Below are 22199 nucleotides of genomic sequence, written 5' to 3' on the forward strand. Positions count from 1 at the left end.
TTATAGCGTTAAAGTTAAAAATATACAATATAAAATTTAAACTACGCATATGTCAGCTTGTAACTATCCATAATAATCCATATAAAACATAACAAGGAGTAAGCGAACAAATGGGGTCTTTTAATAAATGGATTCGTGGTGAAAAATCTTTTTCTACCCAAGAGCAAGCTAATCACACATTAAATAAATCTATCTCTTCTTCCCTTTCCCTTAATTTAAAGCACTTGTCCAAACTGTTTAGCGGTATTCCAGAATTAATAACACGCACTTTTCCATTAAAAAACGGACAGGAAGCTGCACTTATATATATGGAAGGACTTGTAGACAAAACTGTTATTAACGTAAACATTCTTCGTCCTCTCTTATTTAAAGAGTGGAATGAAGACGATTTTTGGGAAGCCTCTGTTTCTATCGGAAATATTAAAAAAGTTCAACAGTGGACAGACATTGAACAATCTCTTTTACACGGCAAAAGTATTTTATTTATAAACGGGCAACTATCCGCTTTAGAGCTTGATACGCAAGCGGCACCAAAAAGGAGCATTGAAGAACCTACAACAGAGAGCTCCATAAAAAGCTCACACGAAGGATTTAATGAGGTAGCGAGCGACAGCCTTGCACTTATTCGTCGATATATTCCAAATCGCGAATTGAAAGTGAAGGAATTCACTGTTGGTGAACGAGCTACTTCAAAGGTTTTTTTGCTTTATCTAGCAGATGTTGCGAACGAAAATGTCGTAAAAGAAATGGCATCCCGTATCGAGTCAGTAAAAGTTGATGCGATTCTTACTACTGGTGAATTAGAAGGATTTGTTGAAGATAATTCCTTTACTCTCTTTCCGCAATTATCAATAACTGAACGTCCTGACACAACAGCACATTATATTCTAGATGGGCGAATTGCCGTTATTGTAGATCGCTCACCAGGCGTATTAATAGGACCTATGACCTTTTCATCCTTTTTTCAGACGATAGATGATTACAGCTTCAGACCTATGATTCCATCTTTTATACGACTCCTTCGTTTCACTGGACTATTTATTGCAATATTTGCTCCTGCTCTTTATATTGCTATGATTTCCTTTCATTATGAAGTAATTCCACTTAAATTATTGTTAACAATTGGAGAATCTCGAGCCAAAATTCCTTTTCCGCCTATATTAGAAGCACTTTTGATGGAATTAGTACTTGAAATGCTACGCGAAGCTGCAGTTCGACTTCCCGGTCCCGTCGGACAAACAATTGGCGTCGTAGGAGGGATTGTTATTGGACAAGCTGCAGTTCAAGCAGGAATCGTAAGTAATGTTATGGTTATCGTCGTATCTATTACCGCAGTCGCTTCTTTTATCATTCCCAATCTGGAAATGTCAGCAGGAGTTCGGATTCTTCGCTTTCCAATGATGATAATCGCTTCTTTATTCGGAGTCATTGGAATTATGGTTGGAATGTCAGTTATCATCATCCATATTCTTTCTATGGAATCACTTGGTGTTCCTTACGGTAGTCCTTTTTCTCCATCATTTGCTACGGATTTAAAAGACGTTCTTGTGCGCTTGCCATGGAAACTAATGAAGAAACGACCACTATCCCTTAACTTAAAACAAGAAAATCGACAACCGGATATAGAAGAAAAGGAGGAAGATAAGTGACAAAGCGTGTAAAGAGGGAGATTAGTTTATTTCAATACATTTTAACGATTAGTGGTGTTCAAGTAGGATTCGGTGTACTTACACTGCCACGTGAAGTGGCCCAAGGGGCGAATACAGATGGCTGGATGTCTATTATTATAGGATGCGCTATCACTACTTTAGTCAGTCTATGTATTGTAAAAATCATGGAGAAGCATCCTGGTTACCATTTACTTGATGTGCTAACTCGTTATCTTGGAAAATGGTTAGGAAGAGTAGGAATGATTTTTTGGATTTTATATGCTGTTCTTGCAGCGGTTTCTTTAATTTTTTCCCTCTTATACGTTATTCACATTTGGATTTTGCCTAGATCTCCAATGTTTTTAATCATGATGCTATTATCTATTCCAATGGTAATGCTCGCATGTAAAGGTGTTCTTATTATTAGCCGCTATGCTGTTTTTACTGTCTTATTTACACTCTGGATGCCATTACTATTATTTATCCCACTTAAAGATGGGCATTGGATCTATCTTCTTCCTCTCCTTAAAGAGGGATGGATACCAGTTTTCAACACAGTAAAATCAACTATTATTGCCTTTCTCGGATTTGAGTTTGCATTCGTCCTTTATCCTTACCTCAGTAATAAATCATCTGCAAAAAAAGGGATTGTTATTGCAAATATGATTACTTTATTCGTTTACCTGCAAGTGACGTTCGTTTCTTTCCTTTATTTTAGCCCAGATGGTATAACTAAGTTTTTATGGCCTACCCTTTCTCTCGTTACACCATTTCACTTCTCATTTCTTGAGCGATTTGAAATTATCTTTTTGTCATTTTATCTCTTTATTATTTTTGATTCTTGCATTCCTTATATTTTTACTGCTTCAGATGGAATCAATCAATTACTTAACAAAAAAAGGAGTTCATTACCTATTTATGGTTTATTATTCGGGTGTATCTTCATCTTATTCTTTTATATCCCTTCCTCTTACCAAATAAGTGCGTTGCGAGAATTTTGGGGAACTGCAAGTTATTTTATCGTTTTTCTATTCCCGGTCGTATTTCTCTTATACATGACACTTTATCAGCATTGGAAAAGGAGAAGAGTTTAAATGAGGCGCTTTATTCATTTCACTATACTTTACTTTCTCATAACCTTTTTAACAGGCTGTGGAGATCGACTCGACTTAGAAAAACAATCGATTTCATTAATTTACGGCTTTGATGCAAAAGCAAAAGGAAAATTAATTGTGTACCACGTAAATCCTATTTTTAATGAAGACGTAGAAAAAAAGTACGAAACACATGAAGCGAAAGTACGTACACCTCGAGAAGCAAAAGCAACGTTTAATAGTTCAAGTGGCGGTTTAGTATCTACAGAAAAGTTACAGCTCATTTTATTTAGCACAAATTTTTTAAAACAAGAAGGGGCTATGCCTTACCTTGATGTTTGGTATCGTGATCCTAAAAACACTGGAAACATGCGCATGGTTGCAGTAGACGGTCCAATTTCTTCAGTTATATATAATAACTTTAAAGATAAGCCTGCCCTTCCCGAGTATTTAACAGATTTAATTAATACGAACAAACTGTACAATCGGACCGTTTTTACGACATTCCATGAATTTCACAGGCAAACGTTTAATAAAGGTATAACACCTGCTATTTCAGAAATAAAAAAAGGTAAAAAGGATGTTATCGTTACTGGTTCCGCGCTATTAACTTCTCGCGGAATTTATAAAATGTCATTAAATCGTTATGAAAGCGCCCTTCTTCTTTTGTTACAAAAGAAAGCAAATACACCGGTTTCGCTTACATTGAAAATCCCTTCTACTTCAGTTGAAAGTAATAGTGATTTAAAAGATACCGATGGCGGCGATTTCGTAACAATAAATGTTCTTAGCATGGATCGTGATATCCATACAGATTATAGCGATAACCACTTCAAATTTCATGTTAAAATGGATTTGAAAATTGCTGTCTCTGAACTTACATTCAATATGGATATAGACAAAGATAGAAAGAAATTAACTTCTCTTATTACAAAACAACTAAACAAAGATTTGAACGATTTAATCCACAACATTCAAAAACAGCAACTTGATCCATTCGGATTTGGTGATTATGCGAGAGCGTTTCAATATAAAGAATGGAAACAAGTCGAAGATGATTGGCCGAGTGCCTTTTCAAAAGCTAATGTGAAAGTGGCACCAACTATTAAAATTTTAGAAAATGGGATTATTAAATAGAAAAAACACGCTACTTGTTCTTATATGAATAAGTAGCGTGTTTTCATTTCCATTACAAGTATTATTTCAATGGACTATACTTTATTTCTATTTCTAACATTACTATGTTTTTTAGCATATACAAAATATATGAAAACCCCTATTATAATCCATGCCACAAAACTAATTAAAGTAAGCTTAGAAAGGTTCAATGCCAAATATATACAACTTACTATTGAAACGATAGGTAAAAAAGGTACTAGAGGGGCACGGAATGGCCTCTTCATATTAGGATGTGTCTTTCTTAATACAATGACAGCTATAGATACAAACACAAATGCTGTTATCGTTCCCATATTCACTAAATTAGCTAATAAATTCAAATCCACTAATCCCGCTAATAAAGCTGCTAGTATACCTGTAACCCACGTATTAAAAAATGGAGTTTGTAAACGTTTATGGACACTTGAAAGTCTTTTTGGTAACAGTCCATCTCGACTCATCGAGTAAGATACACGAACAAATGCAAACATAGCTACTAACAGAACTGTTGTTAGCCCTGCTATCGCTCCCACCGATAACAACCCAGCAATTCTATCTTCTCCTACAGTGCGCAACGCATATGCAACCGGATCAGCAACATTTAATTCCGTAAACGGAACCATTCCAGTTAGCACGAATGAAACACCTACATATAGAACGGTACAAATGAACAAGGAAACAAGTAGCCCAATTGGCACGTTACGTTGTGGACGCTTCACTTCCTCTGCGGCTGTTGCAACTGCATCAAATCCTAAAAAAGCAAAAAATACAGTAGCAGCGCCCCCTACCACACCGTGAAAACCAAACGGTAGAAATGGTTGCCAATTCTCTGGTCTTACATATTGTGTCCCTACAACAATAAATCCTACAATAACAGCCAGTTTAATAATAACCATTATATTATTAATTCGTGCACTTTCTTTTGCACCACGGCTTAATAAAAATGTAACAACTAAAATAATAAGAACTGCTGGTAAATCAATGATTCCACCCTTCCCCATTCCTGGTGCCGAAGCAAAAACCGTAGGAATGTGAATATTAAAACCTAGTAGCAATGACTGAAAATATGCTGACCAGCCTGCTGCAACCGCAGAAGTCGCTAATAAATACTCCAGCATAACACACCAGCCAACTATAAATGCAAAAATCTCACCTAGTGTCATATATGTATATGAATATACACTTCCCGAAACTGGAACTGTAGATGCAAATTCAGCATAACAGAAAGCTACACATGCACATATAATTGCCGCTAATACAAAAGATAATACAATCGCCGGACCAGCATGTTTCGCTGCTACAATACCAGTTAATACGAAAATACCTGTACCAATAATTGCTCCAATACCTAAAAGAGTTAAATCAATCGCTCCTAAAGTTTGATTCAATACTTTTTTCTTTTCTTCATCCATTGCTTTCTTTATGAAAAGACTCATTCTTTGAAACCTCTTTTTCAAGTTTATCTCTTACTTGTTACATTCTTTATTACTGTTCTATTTTAAAAATAAAAATATACATAGTTCACTTCCCCTATAGACTTAGTAACCCGTCTCAATAAAAACAGAAAAATCAATCTCTTTATACCGTATTGAATTTTCAAAATATTAACCATACCAAAAAACCATTAAGAATGCTGATTGAATTTATCATACAATTAATTATATTGTCAATAATAAATCACTCAAAAATAATCGGCTGATTATGTATCAAATGTTATTTTTATACATAATTATTTTCTCAAAAACATTGTTGTTTTCCACCTTAATATTCATATGCATTTTATTACATTGATTTTCATACAATTTTCATTACATACAATGCAATAAAAATCATAATAACCTCAAATAAATTATTATTTTTAGATAATAATTTATTTGAGGTTATGTCACCATTTTAATACTAACAAAAAAGTGCAGATTTTCATCTGCACTTTTTTTATTCTTCCACTTCAGCTTCTGCACTACTATTTTCAAGATGCTCCTTCTGAGCTTCCTCTTGCAACTCTGCTGAAATCATCCCATAATAAAGTTCCGGATATAACCCAAATATTTGATATACACTTCCTAAAAACGGCATCAGAATCCCTCTTTTCTAAAGTTGTATTGCCACTTTTAAGGATTCCCTTTTCATTCATTATACATTCGTTTTTGGAGTTTCTTCTTCATCTTGAACACTTAATAAATTTTGCCATTTTTTATACGGAGCGCTATTTGGATCTACATATCCTTTTGCATGCGAGCGATCCCACAATTGTTTAATAAACATTTCTTTCTCTTTCTTTGCCACCATATCGGCACCTGTACCGTAATAGTTCTGGAAATACAACTCGATTTCATCGAGGAATAGTCTTAATAATTCATCTGATGTTTCTTCTAATGTCGGATCATACTTCGCTTCACGGTCATACATTAAAATCATATCTAAAAGATTGTGGACATGTTCTTTTCTAAGCCATCTTACATCTTGGGCTCCTAATACGAACGGATGTGTATATAAATGTCCACCTTGTATCATCGCCTTTTCTTGCTCTTCTTCAAATCGTGACAAGATGTTTTCATAAATAAACGGATTATGAAGCAATGCTCTGTGTAATTTATAACTTTCGCTTGAAATATTTTTCCCCATCGACTGAATTAAAAAGCTACGTCCTACACCGTTATATTGATACACAAATTGTCCATCAACAGCAACTAAACTAATCCAGCGATACATATATGCGTATAGTAATGCACGATTACATTTATCATAATCTAATTTTGTTTGAGTCGCGTTTAAATCTGGCATAAAGGCTGGTAAGTGCCAATACTTATCTAAATGCGGCGTTAAACTAGATTTTTTACTATTTAATTTATTTACACGGCGATAATACGATTGGAAATAGTCACCTTTATCATTCATAAATCCGTTTGAAATATGTCCTGATGATAATTTAGGAAAATCTTGCAGCGATAAGCCGTAATGCGCTCGATAACAGATTACTTCAAATGGCGAAAAGGCTTCATGTACTGTATCTTTTTCTTTAAACATTTCTTGAATTAATTCCTCTTGCAGCTCTTTCTTTAAAGAAGGATGTATACCCCAATATTGTAATTCCCTATGATGAGCAACTTTCGGAACGAATGGACTCGCTAAATGGAACAGATCTTCAATTTTTTCACGAACGTATTCATCGCGATCACGTTTCTTATAATCTGCTTCTTTTCGCAACGCTTCAATGATATTCAGTTCTAATTTATCACGATAGCGTACTTGCAGTTCGTCATAACAATAGCTCAGTATATGTTCTCGGTAGAAATCCTCTACCTTTTTCGACTGAATCTCTTCTGTTTTCGCATCACGACAATATTCCCCGTACAAACTCATATAAATTTCCGCTGATATATCTTTCGGTAGTACACCTAAATTTAAATGTTGCTGCATATCTTGCCATATCTTTTCTTGCAGCTGTTCCTCAGCTAATACATATACATTCGTCGGGTTTGTTTTCCCTTCAAATTCCTTACTGCGCTTTTGGATTTCAAACAGTAAATTTTCACGTGTTTCATGTAAATTATCAAAAAATCTTTCCCAATATTGAATCATTTTATTAACTGCTTGATATAGCGATTGATATACAAGTTCTAATAGCATTTCTTTTCGATATTCATTTAATTTGTGTACATATTGCGTTATGATGTCTTCAAATTCTCTTTTGAATAAACGTTGCTGATTATTAATCATTTTTCCAAACCAGCCTTGTTGTTGAGCAATTTCTACTCGGCGTACAGCCGTTACCGTTCCATCGATATTACCCACATTAAATTTTTTATCGTAGTTTTGAATTACATTTCGCTTTTGTTCATTATTTTCATGTAGTCGATTCATTTTTTCCACTAACTGCTTTCGAATTTCATATAACATAAAACGTGCTGCTACTGGGTGAACTGGATCTGTTTTCTTTAAAAACCATGTATTTAATTGATAGGACTGCCCTTCAGAACCACTTGGTGAAAAGCGGTCTGATTCAATCATGTCATATAAAAGTGTCGTTACATGTTCATGTACACGGCTCGGAATCGCATACGCATATAAACGAACCGCATGATCCACTCTTGCCACTTCACCTTTCATTTGTTCCATCATTTTCAGTTTCGCAGCTGAAATTTTACACTCATGTTGCAGACGATTTAATTCCTCATCTTTTTGCACCGTTCGTTGTACATAACTTTCTACAGCTTCTAAAAACAGTTTTGATTTCGCAACTCCGAGCTTACCACCCTCTGCTCCTTCACGTGTTTCATTGTACATTTGTCTATAGAAAATATGAGCTTGCTCTGGACGGGTAGCAAGATGTTCCAAGTCCTCTAAATAACTTTTACCTCTCTCCGGCTTTTCACGCTGCATCCCACGTTTTACATCTTGGTCATATCTTTGCTTCTTCTCTTGAAACAGTTGATCTAAATGAAGCCACGATTCATCTAAACCTTGCACAGCCCATTTTAAAGCACAATATTTTAACACATGCTCATACGGATAAATGAGTTTTGCCGTTCCTGCCCCGCAATATCGTCCTTTTCCGCTTGATTCTGCTAATTGCTGAATTTGATTGTCTTCTTGTGCAAAATGACTTGTGGACATCGGGCTAAATAACTGTAAATAAATTGTATTTGCCATCTGTTCCATATAATCTGATAAATTGTGTAAATGGTGTCCATGTAGGTTTTCATAATCGTATAAGAAACAATAATTGTACGGTAAATGATGTTGTTTAATTGTATGATTCGTTCTTCCGTCTTCATCTACTTGATCAGGGCGATACTCTAATTCAATTGTTACACCGCCGCGTTTTGATAATTCTCCAGTAGAACCGAGCGTAATAGCATGTAATTCTTTTAACGATGCATAGCCATTTGCTTGCACCGTTTCAAATTCTTTCCCACTAACTGTTCTCGTCTTTACTAAAACATCCGGCATTAAAAACGCACCGCGTATTAAAATGTTATGATGCTGCAATTTCTTCCGAAGCATTTCACGTAAATATAAAGCAATTTGCAGAAACATCCCTGAACCTGTTCCGCCTGCTAGTGATGTTACTATAATGACACGCACACCATATTCCGTTTGATCACTTGTAACCGGAAAAATTTTCTCGATTTCTTGCCAAAAAGACGTCAATTTATCTTCTTTCATCGCAGCACGTAACGCTAAACGTGAAATAACGCGTAACTGTCCTGCTCCTTCTGTTAATGGCTTATCAAGTATAGTCGGATCCATCGGAAACCACTCTGGGATCGTTGGATCTCCTGCAATATACTCCCTGGGCGTTTTACTAGAACTTGTTTGTGTCTTAAACTTTCGAATATGATCAAATTTACTTAATGTATTCACATCTGTATCAAATACGTGCATTGCTACCTTTTTTCGGCGCTCTTCAGGCAGTTTTTCATATATTTGATGCGTCACAGTACTACCGATTCCACCTAAACCAATTAATATTGTTGGAACTTGTAATGTCATGTGAACCACCTTCCTATTCTTGCTTGTTTGAAAAAAGGGAAAGAGAATCAATACTCCATCCCCTTCTTATCCCTACCTACTATTCACATTCGTACTTGTAAATCTCCTTACCATATCCCCTATCAATTAGTAAAAGTTCATTTGGATATAGTGTCTTATGTTCCATTCCTACTTCATCCTCTGTTATAAACATTCCATCAATAATCATTCCAACTACTTGTGATTCTTTCGCTACAAAGACAGATTTCGAACCTTTCTTCGCTATAAATGTAACGGATTGCACAGTTTTTCTTTCTGCTCTAAATGGGATACCAAAATAATGGTTCCACCATTTATTTCGAAGTAATTCTGGTTCAGATTGATATAGCCAATCTTTCGCTACCTCTTGATCCCATTCATAATACAGTAGTGCTTTCCGGTGAAATCTTGGCCGAACAATCCATCCTAAAACAATGATTCCTACTACTAGCAGTAATAAAGTGATAGGAATGACAAACTTAAAAATAAGCGCATATTTTTCATAAAACGGAGCATCTTGAATATGGAATGTTATGTTCTTCTTTACTTCTTGTAACTTTGAATCCTGCATTACGATGGTAGCTTCTACGGTGCCGGTATCTGTAAAATTAAATGTGTCGGAGTAATAGGGACGAGGATAAACATAGATTTGATTTCCATGTTGCTTTATTTCATAATTGATTGATTGTTTAGATGTGACACCAGTAGATTTTAATAGTTTTTTTACAGCTTCTTCTGTCATCGGCTTACCATCTAACTGTGGTTGTAAAACAAATGGTTTACTATTCTCTAAATTTGTCACTTTTTCTTCATAATCTTTTGTAACAGTTTGAAGTGATAATTTCGGTTTCTCAGCTGTTTCAATTTTAAATTCTTTCGTCTGTCTGTAAAATCCCTTTATGTTCATATGAACTTTCCCACGCACTAGCCCTTTAGCAATCTTCATTTCGTAGTAAAATACATGTTTTTTATCGTCCCACTTCATCGGGTACTGTTTTCCTTCTATTTCTAATTCTGCCTGAAAGTAAGAAGACTGAACTGGCAACTCCGTAGGCTTTGCTTCAATAACAGCAGTAACACCTTCATACATTTTCTCTACATTTTTTTGACTACTATCATCTTTGGCATAAGTAGAAACCGTATAATTAAGCGCTGGTTCAACTAGTACTTGTAGTCCTTCTTTCTCAATGTCCTGGTCCACTTCTATCGTATAAGTTCCTGGTTTAATAACTTCCTCATTTTCCGTACTTATATGAACTATATTTCCGAACAATTTTGCTTCTCCTGGTGCATGTATGGAAAAAGAAGATTGTAATTGTAATGGTTTAGAAATTTGTGTGACCTGATAATCGGGCAGAGAAGGCGATTGTCGTACAAGCGTCATACGCTTTAACGGAAACGGTGTTGTAATCTCTACTCTTTTCCCCACTACTTTCGTTTTTACAATCGATTCAACAGAGGAGAATGGATCACGATTTGCAACTAATGCTGCCACTTGATTTACACTTTTTACAATGCCATCTTCTCCGCTTGACGGCATCGTAACACCATTTATCTCTTTCTTCCATATTTCCTTGAACGTATTTAGTTGTTCTTTTTCTTGTTGTCCTAAATCTTCTTCCATCGTAATTAAGACTGGATGTAACGATATCTTTTTTGCATCCATTTCTTTCTTAAACTGGGCTAATTTCTGCAAAATTTGTTCTTTTCCGCCAACCTTATCTTTCTCTAAATCATTAAATGCCCCGTCAGTTAATACAATAAGCCAAAATTCACGTTTTCCATCTATATCTGCTTCCTTTTTTATAGATTGCATCGCCGTTTCTACCGCGCTAAATGGAGTATTTAAATACGTTTTCCATGCTCCAATTCCCTCAATTTCTGTTTGCCTTTTATCCTTCGTTAACGAAATGTTTAATGGCTCATTCGGCTTACTCATTGGAACGTAAGAAAATTTATCTTTTTCATCCAATAGCGCAACTAAACTTTGCAAAGCATAATTGGCATATTTCCAGCGATCGTTATTTCTCATGCTGCCCGAATCGTCATATACAAGTGAAACGACCCTTTCCTTTGCCTCCTCTCCTTTTGCAAAAGCTGATAAAGGTAAACATATAAATAGAAACAACATGAACGTGGCACAAATTCGGATTTTCATGATGAGGCTTCGCCACCTTTGTAGACAAATTCCTATGTTTAAATTTATGAGAGGAAACAAGATATATGACTTGTATTTTAGGACAACGAACCCAGCATAATTTTATTATGTAAACAGTTATAAGAACTGAATATTATTCCTTCTAGCGTTTTCTATCCGATACTATAAGTAAAAAAGCCTGTTTAAGCTCCACACTTAAAACAGACTTTTCCTACTTTTTATTTTAAAAACACATAACAAAAAGTTTGATTTTTGACTTAACACATCACTTCTATTGTAAATCCACCAGGTGCTTCAACGTAAAACGTATACGCATGGACATGCTTAGGAGGCTCGACCAAAAATCCATCTTCCTTCAATCTTCGATTTATCTTATCTACTTGTTCTTCACTTTCTTGTGGAAATCCTACGTGAAATGTTCTTGGATACTGAACTTCTTTTCCTTTCATTAAAGTTAGTATAAATCCATCATTATCACGCATAACTGCAAAGCCATTTCCCCTTGTTCCACTACAAATTAGACCAAAATACTTCTCTAAAAACTCTCTAGCTGCTGTTACATCTGTAACTGTTAAATTAAGATGTTTAATTCCCAATCCTTCACCTTCTTTCTCAATTTTCTAACATTTTATCATACAAATAAAAAACACGCCTTCCACAGCGTGTTTCATTGCTTTACATACACTTCAACAATCGGATTCTCTTTATTATCCGCATGCAAGCGTATATTCTCTTCACTTGTATTATAAATACTAGCTAATAACATTATCGTTAACACATTAGGTGTCTTCGCATCACTTCCGTATTTTCTCTCAAGCGCTTCCTTATATTCAAAATCTAAATCCCCCTGCACATATGTATACACTTCAAAACCATCTTCTAAATTGCAAACTACTGTATCAATAATATCTGTCCCTACTTGCTTCTTCATTTCCTCTCGTAACGCTTCAATAAAATCTTCCCATGGTACTTCGTATGTCTGAAACTGATCTGTAGATTTCATGCCTTTTCCTCCTTATATATCCTCTTCTTATATTTCCCCTTTCCTATAACAATTATGATAGATAGGGCATTCGTACAAGCCGCACTTGTCCCCCTTACATATCGTATTACTGTAATGCGGAAGGAGGAAAGAATATGCATAGACAAAAATGTTATGATACATGCCAACGTTATTTCGGAAAAGTTGTTCGGATTGAAGACCGTGATGGCCGTATACATTTAGGTAAAATAATCGATGTGACACAAAACTCTGTATGGATCGAACCGGTGCAACAGCGCTCATCTTTTGATTCAGGGTTCGGATACTACGACGCTTATGCAAACGGTGGTTGTGACCTTTGTGGAGGCCTTAGCAGGTGTGATAGTTGTGGATTCGGATGCGGTGGTGGATTCAGCAGCTGCGGATGTGGTGGTCGTGGTTGTAGTAGTTGTGGTTGCGGCGGCTGGGGAGGCGGCGGTTGTGGCTGGGGTGTTGAACTCGGATTTGGTTTCATCTTCGGAATTACATTAGCTGCATTATTTTTCATTTAACATAGTAAAGAGTTGGCTACCTTTAGCCAACTCTTTTTCTTTATTTTTCACATATAAAAATACGATGCCCTAAAATGTGTTGGTACATAAGCCGTACATTTTCATGCTGTACCCACGCCTCATATAACTCATTCGGAATATGTGAGGATACATTCCATTCTGGCTCTTCTACATAGCCAGAGATCGTTTCTGCAATCGTGCCACCACCAGCAATTGTAATTCTTTTAAAATTTGCTTTCTGAAATAATTGTACCCACTCATTCTCAGTTAATAGTTCTTTCATACCATATAATTGGGCGATTTTTTCTTCCTCACCCTTATCAATGTGCCTATCAATAATCATTTCAATGACAACAAGCTTACCGTCCTGCTGTAATACACGATAACACTCCGAGATAACCCTTTCTTTGTCTGTAAAAGCGATGATTGATTCTCCAAGTACGAACTCAAATGAGTTATTCAAACACGGTAAATTCTCTACATTTCCTTCAATTAATTGTATATCTAACCCTTCAAACAACCATCTATCTTTTGCCTTTTGAATCATAATTTCATTCTTTTCAACCGCTGTTACTTTATAACCAAATTCCCTTGTCATATATGCCGCTGTTTTCCCTGTACCGCAACCTATCTCCAGGACATTCGCTCCATATTTAAAAGGCAGTTGTGCTAACAATTGTTTTGTTAACGTAAAACCACCAGGATGAGCACTTCCTATTCCGTAATAAGCTAGGAAATCGATGTATGTGTTTCGCTTCATGGGATTCTCCCTTTTTTATTTTATATATTCGAGGACGGAAGAAAAGTGCATAGAAAAAGGGGCGTATTGTACGCCCCTCATCTTACTTATCCTCTGTAATATATGCCCATTTATAGCTGTAGTCTCCACCAACTGGATGGTGAACAATACCTTTTACTTTAGGTCTTTGAACGATAGCATCACCACGTTGATATAATGGTGCAATTGCTGCATCTTCCAATAACATTTTCTCCGCTTTTAGTAAGCTATCCCAACGCTCTTTCGTTTTCGTTAATAGCTCACCTTTACCTTTTTGTACAATTTCATCATATTTAGGATTTGAATATCCTGTTTGGTTATGAGGGCCATTTGTAACGAACATATCAATGAATGTCATTGGATCTAAGTAGTCAGGTCCCCAACCAGCGTAAGATAAATCATAATCTAGATCTGATTCTAACTTTAACTTTTGTTTAAATGGCTGGTTTTTCAAATTCACTGTTAAACCTGGTAAGTTTTTCTCAAGTTCTCCTTTTAAGAATTCTCCTACTTTTTTCGCACCATCACCATCATAGTTTAATAGTTCTACTGTAATTGCATCTTTTCCAAGTTCTTTTTTCGCTTTTTCCCAATGCTCTTTTGCTTTTTTCACATCTGTTTTTAAAATATCTCCATTTTCTTTACGGAAGTCTTTTCCATCTGGGCTCTTAGCAAATTCTTTTGGTACTAAGTAATCTGCCGGTGTAGATCCGTCATTTAAAATAACGTTCGTTAAGCCTTTTTTATCATATGCCTTTGCAATCGCTAAACGTAAATCTTTGTTCTTTAATACTGTATCTTGCCCACCACGTTTTTGGTTTAAACGTAAGAAGAACGTTGATGGTGTTTTTTGTGTAAAGAAGTCGGGGCTTGATTTATATTTGTCAACAAATTCAGATGTAAGTCCTGAACGATCGATTTGTCCACTTTCATATAAATTAACACGTGTACCGCTATCTTTTACTACGTTAAAGTTGATTTCATCTAACTTAACTGTTTTATTATCCCAATATTGTGCATTTTTCTTTAACTTCCAACCTTCTTCATGTTTCCAGTCTGTCAATGTAAACGGTCCGTTGTATAACGTCGTATCTGATTCTAAACCGTACTTTTCACCTTTTTCTTTTACAAATTTCTCGTTTAATGGATAAAATGTTCCAAATGAAGTTAATTCTACAAAGTAAGGAACTGGATTTTCTAATTCTACTTCTAACGTATAGTCATCTACAGCTTTTACTCCTAACGTATCTAGTTCAGCTTTTCCTTCATTAATCGCTTGTGCATTTTTCAAATCAAACATAATGTATGCATATTCTGCTGCTGTATTTTTATCTACCGCACGTTTCCAAGCAAACACGAAATCTTTCGCTGTTACAGGCTCTCCATTTGACCATTTTGCATTTTTATTTAATGTAAATGTATACTTTTTACCATCATCACTCTTTTTATATGATTCAGCAACTCCTGGTGTTGCTTTATTATCTTTATCAAGTCGATATAAACCTTCCATTACGTTGTTTAAAGCTAGAAACGATACTTGGTCTGTCGCTTTAGCAGAGTCCATAGATGGAATCTCTTGAGACTCTGTTAAATTAAGCACTTGCTTCGCCGCTAGCTTTCCGCCTTCTTTTTCCCCGCTTTTTGGTGTTGTGCTTGCCTTCTCTTTATCTCCTGATCCAGAGCAAGCTGTTAATGCCATACTCATTACTAAAACTGGTGCTACGACCGCTGTCAATTTTTTCATCTTTTTTCTCTTCATTTTTTTGTACCCTCCCCAATTATATGTACGATATTAACATTTAGAAATTCTCTACTAACTTTCGTTATCAGAAAATTCTTATTAATTAATATTCTACTGTTTTTTTAAATTTTGTAAAGTATTTTTGTAAATTTTCTAAATATTTATTTTTTTATTATAGTAACTTGTTGTTTTAACTACTATATGAATTATCCCCCGTCTACTATATGTAAACATCTCTCCCCTTATTCCACTCTATTACTACGTTCTATATTTTTCTTATTAGCATGAGGTCTCTTACTATCATCTGTATTACTACTTACTGACCTCTCTAAATTCCTCCGATAGAACCTTCCTAATTACCTACCCGATTCTCAATAGACTAACGAGATTTATTCCCTTATACATACTAAAAAGCATTTCAAAAGCAGCTCAGCCACTTTTGAAATGCTTTCACTTTATTTTTTTCCGCCATCCTCAGTTACATACGCCCACTTAAAGCTATATTCTGGACTGATGTTATGTTTCACAATTCCTTTTACATTCGGTTTCATTACATACGATCTTCCTGTTTGATATAAAGGAACTAACCCTGCATCTTCTTCAAGGAATAATTTTTCAGCTTTCCCTAACGTTTCCCAGCGTTTTTTCGCATCACTCATTAATTCATTACCTGCTTTTCCTACCATTTCATCGTATTTTGGATTTGAATAACTCATTTGGTTGTACGGGCTCTTCGATTCAAACATATCAATAAATGTCATTGGATCCGCATAGTCTGGACTCCAACCTGCATAAGAAATTTCATAATCTTGCGCAGTTTCTAATTTTAATTTTTGTTTGAACGGCTGAATTTTCGTATTAATCGTTACACCTTTTAAATTTTTCTCAATTTGATCTTTTACATAGTCAGCAATCTTTTTCGCAGTTCCATCATCATAGCTTAGCAATTCAATTGTAACTTGATCTTTTCCAAGTTCTTTTTTCGCTTCTTCCCACGCTGCTGCTCCTTTTTTCGGATTATATTTCAGACCATTTTTAAATGTATCTTGATAATCTTTACCATCTGGCCCTGTCGCAAGTCCTTTTGGAACCAATTGATCTGTTGCTTTTGAACCATTATTTAAAATTACATTTGCCAATCCTTTTTTATCAACTGATAATGCAATTGCTTCACGAAGTTTTTTGCTCTTTAAAGGCGTATCTTGTCCGTTACGTTTTTGATTTAAACGTAAGAAGAATGTACTTGATTCCGCATACTCACCATATTCTTCTTTGTTCGATTTATATTTATCTACAAACTCTCCTGATAGTAATGTAAAATCAATTGATCCTGTATCATATAAGTTTACTTTCGTTGCAACCTCTTTTACTACACTATAGTTAATTTCTTCTAATTTCACAGTCTTTTTATCCCAGTACTTATCATTTTTCTTTAGCTGCCAACCTTGTTCATGTTTCCATGAAGACATAACGAATGGACCGTTATACACAGTTGTATCTGCTTCTAAACCGTACTTATCACCTTTTTCTTTTACGAATTTTTCATTTAATGGATAGTATGATGGGAATGCTAATAAATTTAAGAAATACGGTACCGGTTTTTCTAATTCTACTTCTAGCGTGTAATCATCTACCGCCTTCGCTCCTAATTCAGTTACAGGTTTTTCTCCTTTATTAATCGCTTCTGCATTTTTAATATAGTAAGCAATAAATGCATATTCTGCTGCAGTATTCTTATCAAGTAAGCGCTTCCAAGCAAAAACGAAATCTTTCGCTGTTACAGGATCACCATTTGACCATTTTGCATCTTTTCGCAGTTTAAACGTATACTTTTTACCATCTTCACTTTTCGTACTAGACTCTGCCGCAGCAGGAATTGGCTTATTATCTTTATCAAGGCGATATAGGCCTTCCATCGTGTTCCCTAAAATTTGCGAACCTAATGTATCAGTAGATTTAGAAGTATCCATCGTCGGAATTTCTTGGTTTTCCGTACGATTTAATACTTGTTTCGCTGCATATTTAATATCAGATTTTTTTTCTTCCCCACTATTTGATGTAGTAGTCGTTTTCTTTTCCCCACCTGACCCAGAACATGCTGTCAATGCAACACTCATCGCTAAAACTGGTACTACAACTGCCGTTAACTTTTTCATCTTTTTTCTCTTCATTTTTGTACCCTCCCTAATTATATGTACATTACCAACCCTTGAGAGACCCCTTACTAAAGATTTATTTTTCAGAAAATTGCAACTAATGTTATTCTACTCTTTTTTTCGTATTTGTAAATAGTTTTTTAAATATCCTGGTTTTTTTTAATTTAGTAGGATTTATCCCCCATCTACTATATGTACATACTATACACCTTATTCTCCTCTATTTAACCACACTAAAAATTAGTATTTTAAGCTCACAAAAAAAGCATTTAAAAGTAGCTAAGCCACTTTTAAATGCTTTTTCAACTCTATTATTTTTCAGTCACATATGCCCACTTAAAGCTAAATTCTGGACTGATATTATGTTTTACTACTCCCTTTACATTTGGTTGTAAAACATAAGAATCTCCTCGTTGATATAAAGGTACAATCGCTACATCTTCTTCAAGTAATGTTTTTTCAGCTTTTCCTAACTCTTCCCAACGTTTTTTCGCATCGCTCATTAATTCCGTTCCAGCTTTTTTCACCATGCCGTCATATTTAGGGTCAGAGAAGCTCATTTGGTTATGAGAATGTCCAGTCTCAAACATATCTAAGAACGTCATTGGATCTGCATAATCCGGATTCCATCCGCCATACGAAATATCATATTGTTGTTCAGTTTCTAATTTTAGTTTTTGCTTAAATGGTTGAAGTTTAATGTTAACTGTTACACCTTTTAAGTTTTTCTCAATCTGATCTTTAATATATTCGCCAACTTTTTTCGCATTACCAGTATCGTAGTTTAAGAATTCAATTGTAACTTGGTCTTTACCTAGCTCTTTTTTCGCTTCTTCCCAAGCTGCAGCAGCTTTTTTAGCATTTGGTTTTAAACCATTTTTAAACGTTTCTTGGAAGTCTTTACCGTCTGGTCCAGTTGCTAAACCTTTTGGTACTAAGAAGTCAGCTTCTTTTGATCCATCATTTAAAATTACGTTTGCTAAATTCTTTTTATCAACTGATAGTGCAATTGCTTCACGTAACTTTTTACTCTTTAATGGTGTATCTTGTCCATCACGTTTTTGGTTCATACGAATGAAATACGTACTCACTTGTGAATATGTTCCGAATTCATCTTTCTTATTTCTGTATTTATCTACGAACTCTCCAGTTAATAAAGCAAAGTCAACTTGACCGCTATCATATAAATTGATAAGAGTTGCTGGTTCTTTAACAACACTGAAGTTAACTTCTTCAAGTTTTACAGTCTTTTTATCCCAATATTGATCATTTTTCTTTAATTGCCATCCTTGTTCATGCTTCCAATCTTTAAGAACGAACGGTCCATTATAAACTGTTGTATCAGACTCTATACCGAACTTCTCGCCCTTTTCTTTAACGAACTTTTCGTTTAATGGATAATATGATGGGAATGCTACTAAGTTTAAGAAGTACGGTACTGCTTGCTCTAACTCAACTTCAAGCGTAAGATCATCTACTGCTTTTACTCCTAATTCAGTTACAGGTTTTTCTCCTTTATTTACTACTTCTGCATTTTTAATCGGGAATGCGATAAATGCATACTCAGCAGCTGTTTTTGGATCTAATAGACGTTGCCAAGCATATACGAAATCTTTCGCCGTTACTGGATCTCCATTTGACCATTTTGCATCTTTACGTAGTTTAAATGTATATTTTTTACCATCTTCACTTTTCGTGCTAGATTCTGCTGCAGCTGGAATAGGTTTATTATCTTTATCAAGACGATATAATCCTTCCATCGTATTCCCTAGCATTTGTGAAGATACTGTATCTGTTGATTTAGAAGAATCCATCGTTGGAATCTCTTGGTTTACTGTTCGATTCAACACTTGTTTTGCCGCTAATTTTCCCTCTGACTTGCTATCTCCACTTGAGTTTGTGCTTGTCTTTTTATCTCCGCCTGATGTAGAACATGCTGTTAGTGCCATGCTCATTGCCAAAACCGGTACTACAACTGCTGTTAGTTTTTTCATTTTTTTCTTTTTCATTTTCTGTACCCTCCCTAATTCTAAACGATAGCTATTAAAGAATTTTCTGATAATTCTGTTTTTCTCTATATATTTATCAGACGATTCTTACTAATTCTTATTCTACTAATTTTTTAATTTTTGTAAAGTATTATTATTGAAAATTTTTAAAAAATTATTTTTTTACAGTAATATTCATAAAAATTCCATATGTTGTTCAAACCTTATTTTGCATTCATACACATTCGTTGTTTTAATCACTTCGATCTCATTTACCGCTTGAATACTTGTTAATTATTGCTAATAAATAATGCATATATGTAAAAACATCTTTTCTACAAAAATAAAAAAGCAGACATTTCGTCTGCTTTAATTCTCCTCAATTTGCTTTTCACTTAACCCTAGATGTGTTCTAAGAGTATTACTCAAACTCTGTAGATCTTTTTTATTAGGATTATAATAATATACACGTTTCCCGTTTGGGCCATTAGGTAAGTATAAATCATCACCAGCTAATTGTATTTTTTCAACTGAACCGTTTAAACCGTATTTATAAAAAGATAAAATATCATCCATTACTAAATTTGTTTTAAAATCACCATCAACCGCCTCAACTATTTTTTCTAGCTTCGTAATCGATCCTACACTTTTTAATTTACTTAAAATCGCTTCAATAACAAGTTGTTGGCGCTGTCCTCTCATTGCATCACTATCAATATGGCGCGTTCTTGCTAGTGCAAGTGCTTCTTCCCCATTTAATTTTTGTAATCCTTTTTTCAAATGAATCGCATCAGGTTCATCTTTACTATTTTGCTCCGTAAATTCAACTGGGACATCCACTTCAATACCATCTAACCCATCAACAATTTTAGTAAAGGAACCAAAATTAAATTTCACAAAATAATCAACAGGCACCTGTAACAATTTTTCTACCGCTTCCACAGAAGCTTGCGGTCCTCCATCTTTACCATTTTTAACGAAACCACTTCCATATGCATGGGTTATTTTATCTTTTTTCTTTTCAACTGGAACATATGTATATGTATCACGCGGTATGCTTGTTAATTTCACTGTTTTATCGTCTTTATTAAAAGTCGCTAACAATAATGCATCTGTATGAAATGCACCATTATATTCCTTTTGTCGTTCTTGATTTTCATCAATTCCCATAATTAAAAGTGAAACATGATTTGCAATTGGCTTTACAGATTTCTCACGTAAATTGGATTTTTCACCTCGTGCTAAATTCAAATTAGATTTTTGTACAAGACTAGAAGTTTTCATATATACATAGGCTCCATAGCCAATTCCACCAAATAGTAATACCGCCAGTAGTAAACTTGTTATCTTTTTCTTTTTATATTTTTGCTTATTTTTCTCTTCTCTTAAAGATGAATGATTCCCCATTTACTCTCCTCCTGTTTCTATTGATCCAATATGTTTCTCATTTTTTCATATTTAGCGCTATCCTTTTGAAACATACTTTCTTTCAATCCCTTATCTATTTGTATCCATTCAGTCGTAACTGAATATTGAATCAAGCCTTCTTGAAAACTAAGAAATTTCAACATAATCCCTGTATTTTTCTCCACAACCATTTCGAATTTCCCTCTTAAATCTTCAGAGGTGCTAACAGGCATCTCTATGTTTATAACTCCTTCAATTTTGTAACAATCTAATCCAAGATATTTCGTTTCTTTATAATTCCAATCTTTATATCGAATTAATAAATCTGCGAATTCTGATTGAATACTATATTTAGCTAGCCCTACATATTCATCATCATATCTCTTTTTCTCATCTGATTTTCTCACTAACCTTTCCGTAGGATTTAATTTTAATAGTTCATTGTTTCTTTCTTTCGGGTTCCATTTTGTCTCTTTATAGGTATACTTCTCATCATCAAACTCTTTTTTCTTGCCCTCGTTATATATAATTGTTCGTTTTTTGGCTAGTTTATCTTCTTTCGAAGAGATACCTCTTTGTTTCTCCGTATCAATCGCATACTTATATGTTGTAGCAATTCTTGATGAGCTAGAATATTCCTCAAATTGTCCTGAAATATTTTTAAAATAATCAATAGAATCTAGCATTTTTTGATGAATCTTTTCTTTATCTGGATAATGTACATTCGATTTTATTTCTTCTTCATTTTCATAATCAGAAAACGCTTTTTTCTTTACATATTCAAATACTCCACCATTTTGCGCAAAACTTTGTATAGAAAACTCAGACATAGATACCACTGAAAGTATACAAACCGCTGCACTAATTATCATCATATGAATTTTGTAACTCTTCTTTTTTACCTTAAGATTATGTAGCGTACCATTAATCTTTTCATTTAACTCTGGAGGTACTATAACATTTTCATCTTTGATTCTCTTTTTTAATTTCTCATCAAATAATTTTTCATTATCCATCCTTTAC

At 34.7% G+C, this 22199-nt stretch carries 16 protein-coding genes; 4 read left to right on the top strand and 12 right to left on the bottom strand.

Annotated elements, in window-relative coordinates:
- Nucleotides 1-110: 110 nt before the first annotated feature.
- Genes BHV55_RS17735 through gerSC form a run of 3 tightly spaced genes read left to right on the top strand, consistent with a single transcriptional unit; the run spans nt 111 to nt 3880 of the window.
- A complete protein-coding gene (locus BHV55_RS17735) occupies nt 111-1649 on the top strand; it encodes a spore germination protein (RefSeq protein ID WP_070756877.1) in 1539 nt (512 codons plus the stop codon).
- Nucleotides 1646-2743: an endospore germination permease gene (locus tag BHV55_RS17740; RefSeq protein WP_000167067.1), complete on the top strand. Its 1098-nt coding sequence runs from the start codon at nt 1646-1648 to the stop codon at nt 2741-2743. The genes BHV55_RS17735 and BHV55_RS17740 overlap by 4 nt, the downstream gene beginning before the upstream one ends.
- Nucleotides 2744-3880 (top strand): spore germination protein GerSC, encoded by a 1137-nt coding sequence (gene gerSC / locus BHV55_RS17745; RefSeq protein WP_001252211.1) that lies wholly within the window; start codon nt 2744-2746, stop codon nt 3878-3880. It abuts the gene before it with no gap.
- Between the two features lie 74 nt (nt 3881-3954).
- Here the strand turns inward: gerSC and BHV55_RS17750 are convergent, their stop codons facing one another.
- The 6 genes from BHV55_RS17750 to BHV55_RS17775 form a co-directional block, all read right to left on the bottom strand.
- Nucleotides 3955-5337, bottom strand: coding sequence for an APC family permease (locus BHV55_RS17750; protein ID WP_000051665.1), 1383 nt, complete (start codon nt 5335-5337; stop codon nt 3955-3957).
- Between the two features lie 499 nt (nt 5338-5836).
- Nucleotides 5837-5977 (bottom strand): hypothetical protein, encoded by a 141-nt coding sequence (locus tag BHV55_RS17755; protein ID WP_001116193.1) that lies wholly within the window; start codon nt 5975-5977, stop codon nt 5837-5839.
- Nucleotides 5978-6034: 57 nt separating this feature from the next.
- On the bottom strand, nt 6035-9397 hold the full coding sequence (locus BHV55_RS17760) for a tubulin-like doman-containing protein (RefSeq protein WP_070756878.1): 3363 nt from the start codon (nt 9395-9397) through the stop codon (nt 6035-6037).
- A gap of 79 nt (nt 9398-9476) precedes the next feature.
- Nucleotides 9477-11573 (bottom strand): vWA domain-containing protein, encoded by a 2097-nt coding sequence (locus BHV55_RS17765; RefSeq protein ID WP_069604875.1) that lies wholly within the window; start codon nt 11571-11573, stop codon nt 9477-9479.
- 257 nt (nt 11574-11830) lie between these two features.
- A complete protein-coding gene (locus BHV55_RS17770) occupies nt 11831-12169 on the bottom strand; it encodes a VOC family protein (RefSeq protein ID WP_069604874.1) in 339 nt (112 codons plus the stop codon).
- Nucleotides 12170-12240: 71 nt separating this feature from the next.
- Complete coding sequence (locus tag BHV55_RS17775) at nt 12241-12576, bottom strand: hypothetical protein (protein ID WP_000842888.1); 336 nt, start codon at nt 12574-12576, stop codon at nt 12241-12243.
- 134 nt (nt 12577-12710) lie between these two features.
- On the opposite strand from BHV55_RS17775, the gene BHV55_RS17780 reads away from it, so the two are divergent.
- On the top strand, nt 12711-13106 hold the full coding sequence (locus BHV55_RS17780) for a hypothetical protein (RefSeq protein WP_000554977.1): 396 nt from the start codon (nt 12711-12713) through the stop codon (nt 13104-13106).
- 40 nt (nt 13107-13146) lie between these two features.
- On the opposite strand, the gene BHV55_RS17785 is transcribed toward BHV55_RS17780, so the two are convergent.
- The 6 genes from BHV55_RS17785 to BHV55_RS17810 all read right to left on the bottom strand — a co-directional run bounded on the left by BHV55_RS17785 (nt 13147) and on the right by BHV55_RS17810 (nt 22192).
- Nucleotides 13147-13866 (bottom strand): class I SAM-dependent methyltransferase, encoded by a 720-nt coding sequence (locus BHV55_RS17785; RefSeq protein ID WP_000828242.1) that lies wholly within the window; start codon nt 13864-13866, stop codon nt 13147-13149.
- Between the two features lie 82 nt (nt 13867-13948).
- Nucleotides 13949-15643 carry a peptide ABC transporter substrate-binding protein gene (locus tag BHV55_RS17790; RefSeq protein ID WP_016111137.1) on the bottom strand — a complete coding sequence of 565 codons (1695 nt, stop codon included), beginning with the start codon at nt 15641-15643 and terminating at the stop codon, nt 13949-13951.
- A 437-nt stretch (nt 15644-16080) separates the two neighbouring features.
- Nucleotides 16081-17796: a peptide ABC transporter substrate-binding protein gene (locus BHV55_RS17795; RefSeq protein WP_000823472.1), complete on the bottom strand. Its 1716-nt coding sequence runs from the start codon at nt 17794-17796 to the stop codon at nt 16081-16083.
- 296 nt (nt 17797-18092) lie between these two features.
- On the bottom strand, nt 18093-19790 hold the full coding sequence (locus BHV55_RS17800) for a peptide ABC transporter substrate-binding protein (RefSeq protein ID WP_000727532.1): 1698 nt from the start codon (nt 19788-19790) through the stop codon (nt 18093-18095).
- 348 nt (nt 19791-20138) lie between these two features.
- The gene (locus tag BHV55_RS17805; protein WP_000526729.1) at nt 20139-21176 is read right to left on the bottom strand and encodes an LCP family protein; all 1038 of its coding nucleotides are present in this window, start codon (nt 21174-21176) and stop codon (nt 20139-20141) included.
- Between the two features lie 17 nt (nt 21177-21193).
- A complete protein-coding gene (locus BHV55_RS17810; RefSeq protein WP_000368243.1) occupies nt 21194-22192 on the bottom strand; it encodes a hypothetical protein in 999 nt (332 codons plus the stop codon).
- Nucleotides 22193-22199 lie beyond the last annotated feature (7 nt).

This window comes from Bacillus sp. RZ2MS9, assembly GCF_001816185.2.
In the GTDB taxonomy this organism is placed as follows: Bacteria; Bacillota; Bacilli; order Bacillales; family Bacillaceae_G; genus Bacillus_A; species Bacillus_A cereus.

What these genes read in the sequence shown, in the direction of transcription:
- BHV55_RS17735 (WP_070756877.1), top strand. Translation starts at nt 111, where the DNA reads ATGGGGTCTTTTAATAAATGGATTCGTGGTGAAAAATCTTTTTCTACC.
- gerSC (WP_001252211.1), top strand. Translation starts at nt 2,744, where the DNA reads ATGAGGCGCTTTATTCATTTCACTATACTTTACTTTCTCATAACCTTT.
- BHV55_RS17750 (WP_000051665.1), bottom strand. Translation starts at nt 5,337, where the DNA reads ATGAGTCTTTTCATAAAGAAAGCAATGGATGAAGAAAAGAAAAAAGTA.
- BHV55_RS17755 (WP_001116193.1), bottom strand. Translation starts at nt 5,977, where the DNA reads ATGCCGTTTTTAGGAAGTGTATATCAAATATTTGGGTTATATCCGGAA.
- BHV55_RS17760 (WP_070756878.1), bottom strand. Translation starts at nt 9,397, where the DNA reads ATGACATTACAAGTTCCAACAATATTAATTGGTTTAGGTGGAATCGGT.
- BHV55_RS17765 (WP_069604875.1), bottom strand. Translation starts at nt 11,573, where the DNA reads ATGAAAATCCGAATTTGTGCCACGTTCATGTTGTTTCTATTTATATGT.
- BHV55_RS17775 (WP_000842888.1), bottom strand. Translation starts at nt 12,576, where the DNA reads ATGAAATCTACAGATCAGTTTCAGACATACGAAGTACCATGGGAAGAT.
- BHV55_RS17780 (WP_000554977.1), top strand. Translation starts at nt 12,711, where the DNA reads ATGCATAGACAAAAATGTTATGATACATGCCAACGTTATTTCGGAAAA.
- BHV55_RS17785 (WP_000828242.1), bottom strand. Translation starts at nt 13,866, where the DNA reads ATGAAGCGAAACACATACATCGATTTCCTAGCTTATTACGGAATAGGA.
- BHV55_RS17790 (WP_016111137.1), bottom strand. Translation starts at nt 15,643, where the DNA reads ATGAAGAGAAAAAAGATGAAAAAATTGACAGCGGTCGTAGCACCAGTT.
- BHV55_RS17795 (WP_000823472.1), bottom strand. Translation starts at nt 17,796, where the DNA reads ATGAAGAGAAAAAAGATGAAAAAGTTAACGGCAGTTGTAGTACCAGTT.
- BHV55_RS17800 (WP_000727532.1), bottom strand. Translation starts at nt 19,790, where the DNA reads ATGAAAAAGAAAAAAATGAAAAAACTAACAGCAGTTGTAGTACCGGTT.
- BHV55_RS17805 (WP_000526729.1), bottom strand. Translation starts at nt 21,176, where the DNA reads ATGGGGAATCATTCATCTTTAAGAGAAGAGAAAAATAAGCAAAAATAT.
- BHV55_RS17810 (WP_000368243.1), bottom strand. Translation starts at nt 22,192, where the DNA reads ATGGATAATGAAAAATTATTTGATGAGAAATTAAAAAAGAGAATCAAA.